Source organism: Devosia sp. (assembly GCF_030689745.1).
GTDB lineage: Bacteria > Pseudomonadota > Alphaproteobacteria > Rhizobiales > Devosiaceae > Devosia > Devosia alba.
The window spans coordinates 1-2,856 of the sequence record NZ_JAUYGL010000017.1 but is presented as its reverse complement, the minus strand read 5'-3'; the positions used below and the strand labels follow the sequence as shown (position 1 = coordinate 2,856).

Sequence of the window (2,856 nt, the reverse complement as noted above, 5' to 3'; positions counted from 1 at the left end):
ACGCAACATGCGCTCAAGCCCGACGGGAGGACGCCCGTTGCCAGCCTTCGGGTAGACCGGTTCGATCAGTTCGCACAGTTGCTTCCATGGCACCACGCGGTTCATCTCGGCAAGAAACGCTGCGCGCCTGGTCTGTTTGGTGTAGCGGTCAAAGCCGCTCGTAGAAAGTGTCGTTTGTTTCATCGTTTTAATCCGTTTGTTCAACCCGAGCTTCTGACAGCATGAGCGTGAAAAGTTCGAGACTTAATCAGAGGTTCCTTAACCTCTTCAAGGTGTTGCAGTTGTTCTTTGAGCGCGCCGGGCTTTACCAGCGAGCTCGTGCCGGCGAAATCGCCAATTTTACCGGGATTAGCGCGCCCTATGAACCGCCGGAAACCCCCGCCGGGTCCATAGATACCGGCTTAAGTTCCTTGGATGATGCGATTGCTCAGCTGATCCGAATACTCGAGCCGCGTTTGAGGCTAACGACTGCCGATTGATGCTGAAGAGGCGGAAACAACCAAGCTACGGTTTTCAGGTTGATTAAATCCACGTCTTGGCGTAGCCTAACATTCAATGACATCTGCCAACATTACAGGAGGGCGAAAATGAGCCAGATTACTGCAAGACTGCCGGATGAGTTGGTCGCTTCACTGGATGAGGCTGCTTCGCAATTGCGTCGGACGCGTGCCGAATTGGTACGACAGGCAGTGGAATACTATCTTGATGATTTTGAGGATGTTTCTCGCTCTATAGAGGCGTTGCGCGACCCCGCCGACCCGGTGCTGGATTGGGAAGCTGTCAAGCATGACTTACTCAGTCAGCATTAAACAGAGCGCGGCCAAAGCACTTGAGAAAATAGCGCAGGAAGACCGGCTGCGCATTATCTCCGCTATTGATCAGCTCAAAACCAATCCTGCTGCGGGTGGTGTGCTGAAAGGTGAGTTTTCAGGATTGCGCCGCATTCGGATTGGCAACTATCGCGTGGTGTACGAAGTGCAGGATCAGAAGTTGGTGGTATTGGTCGTCCGTATCGGACATCGCAGGAACGTATATCGCTAGGCCAACAGCAACGCACTATTGATCCGGCCAGATTATGTTTGAAGCTCATTCACATTTCGACAAGATCAATGCGAACGGACTTATTGATCTTTCCATTATTCATGTCACCCAGCGCGACGGGCGCAAATTTTACTTGTGGCATATGGGTGCGGCCTTCTCGTTTTCTTCGCCCCACGTATCAAGCCACGCAATGACTTCATCGCCGGTTACATGCAAACCGGTTTCCCGATACTCGCTCCATGCATTGATGGCATCCCGCCGGAGCGCCTCGCGCTCAACGTACTGGCTAATAGCCTCCCGCATTACCCAGTGCGAGGTTCGGTGACGCGCTTCTGCAAGGCGCTTTGCGCGATCCCGCGTATCCTGGTCGATCTTGATCGCTATAGGGCGAGTGGCTGCGGCTGTCATGACGCTCTCCATTTCTGGTATAAACAGGTATTACCTTAGCATAAGCTGCTCATTCGCGGTTACTTTTGCCTTTGTTTGCAAAGCAACCTGCTTTTATGCGGTAACCAACTGGCCGCGAAGCTTTATTGCCACTACGGGCAACCAACAAAGAATCTTCAGAATTTCCCTAAAGTTTTCCCGGCGCGTTCCGATAACTGGAATAACGGCGGTTGACAAGCTTGCAGCATCAGTCAAACCACTGTGACCGGCAACCAAGGCCGGACAACAAACTTTAAGGAGAACCATCATGGCACAAGTCATCAATACCAACGTTTCAGCCCTGTTCGCTGGCGCCGCCCTGAACAAATCGGCGATCGCGCTGCAAACTGCCCAGCAACGCCTGTCTTCGGGCCTGCGCATCAACAGTGCCAAGGACGATTCGACTGGTCTGGCCACTGCCACAGGTTATGACACGCAGATTCGTACTGCGAACGTGGCCATTCGCCTCGCCAATGACGCCGTTTCGGGCGCGCAAACCGCTGATGGCAAGCTGGGCATCGTTACCGAAAACCTGCAACGTATGTCAGAAATCCTGGCGGGTGGCGCTCCTGTTACCAATGCTGAATTTGCGGCACTTGACGCTGTAAATGCGACGCTTGCGTCTGCTGGTGGTGCGACCTATATCACCAGCAGCAGCGCTGCTGATGTCACCACCAATCTGGGGACCGTCGGTGATCAACGCGAGACCCTCGGTGCCACGATGGCATCAAAAGCCTCCGAAGTTGCCGCTCTGCAGATTGACGCGGTGAACTTATCCGCCGCGTATAGCCGTATTATGGACACCGACTATGCTGCGGAAACCACCGCGATGACCCGCAACAACATTCTGCAACAAGCGGGAACGGCAGTGCTGGCGCAGGCTAACCAGACGCCCAACACCGTGCTGACTCTGTTGCGTTAATCAAAGCTGCTTGAAGTGATCCCGGCCGTTTTTTGGCCGGGGTTTGCAGAATAACAAGCAGTCAAATAGTTTTTGGGCGATACGCTATTCATTCAACTGTGAATGCTACGCCGCAAGATATGCAAAGTTTTACTAAAGTTTCTTCGGCGCCAGCCGATAACTTGAACAACGGCGGTTGATATGCACTGCAATATAAGAACAACCAATCCGTAGCGCGAATTTTTAGGAGATTTATCATGGCACAAGTCATTAATACCAACGTTTCAGCCCTGTTCGCTGGCGCCTCCCTGAACAAATCGGCGATCGCGCTGCAAACTGCCCAGCAACGCCTGTCCTCGGGTCTGCGCATCAACAGCGCCAAGGACGATTCAACCGGTCTGGCCACTGCCACGGGTTACGATACGCAGATTCGTACTGCGAACGTACAAATTCGCCTCGCCAATGACGCCGTTTCGGGCGCGCAAACC

5 protein-coding genes and 2 pseudogenes are annotated in these 2,856 nt (G+C 53.4%); 5 read left to right on the top strand and 2 right to left on the bottom strand.

The window, feature by feature from the left end:
- A pseudogene (locus Q8O80_RS01480) lies at positions 1 to 183 on the bottom strand (IS5/IS1182 family transposase); the annotation flags it as partial.
- A 38-nt stretch (positions 184 to 221) separates the two neighbouring features.
- Here Q8O80_RS01480 and Q8O80_RS01475 point away from each other — a divergent pair.
- The 3 genes from Q8O80_RS01475 (at position 222) to Q8O80_RS01465 (ending at position 1,041) form a co-directional block, all read left to right on the top strand.
- Positions 222 to 479, top strand: coding sequence for an adenylyl-sulfate kinase (locus Q8O80_RS01475; RefSeq protein ID WP_305576179.1), 258 nt, complete (start codon positions 222 to 224; stop codon positions 477 to 479).
- A 108-nt stretch (positions 480 to 587) separates the two neighbouring features.
- Entirely contained in the window at positions 588 to 809 is a 222-nt protein-coding gene (locus Q8O80_RS01470) for a ribbon-helix-helix protein, CopG family (RefSeq protein WP_305576177.1), read from the top strand.
- Entirely contained in the window at positions 787 to 1,041 is a 255-nt protein-coding gene (locus tag Q8O80_RS01465; RefSeq protein ID WP_305576175.1) for a type II toxin-antitoxin system RelE/ParE family toxin, read from the top strand. The genes Q8O80_RS01470 and Q8O80_RS01465 overlap by 23 nt, the downstream gene beginning before the upstream one ends.
- A 129-nt stretch (positions 1,042 to 1,170) precedes the next feature.
- On the opposite strand, the gene Q8O80_RS01460 is transcribed toward Q8O80_RS01465, so the two are convergent.
- Complete coding sequence (locus Q8O80_RS01460; protein ID WP_305576173.1) at positions 1,171 to 1,449, bottom strand: CopG family ribbon-helix-helix protein; 279 nt, start codon at positions 1,447 to 1,449, stop codon at positions 1,171 to 1,173.
- 286 nt (positions 1,450 to 1,735) lie between these two features.
- Here Q8O80_RS01460 and Q8O80_RS01455 point away from each other — a divergent pair, with 286 nt between their 5' ends.
- Complete coding sequence (locus Q8O80_RS01455; RefSeq protein ID WP_305576171.1) at positions 1,736 to 2,389, top strand: flagellin; 654 nt, start codon at positions 1,736 to 1,738, stop codon at positions 2,387 to 2,389.
- 236 nt (positions 2,390 to 2,625) lie between these two features.
- A pseudogene (locus Q8O80_RS01450) lies at positions 2,626 to 2,856 on the top strand (flagellin); the annotation flags it as partial.

Bases quoted from the DNA above. Each gene is read 5' to 3' on its own strand.
- Q8O80_RS01470 (WP_305576177.1), top strand. From the start codon at position 588: ATGAGCCAGATTACTGCAAGACTGCCGGATGAGTTGGTCGCTTCACTG.
- Q8O80_RS01475 (WP_305576179.1), top strand. From the start codon at position 222: ATGAGCGTGAAAAGTTCGAGACTTAATCAGAGGTTCCTTAACCTCTTC.
- Q8O80_RS01460 (WP_305576173.1), bottom strand. From the start codon at position 1,449: ATGACAGCCGCAGCCACTCGCCCTATAGCGATCAAGATCGACCAGGAT.
- Q8O80_RS01455 (WP_305576171.1), top strand. From the start codon at position 1,736: ATGGCACAAGTCATCAATACCAACGTTTCAGCCCTGTTCGCTGGCGCC.
- Q8O80_RS01465 (WP_305576175.1), top strand. From the start codon at position 787: ATGACTTACTCAGTCAGCATTAAACAGAGCGCGGCCAAAGCACTTGAG.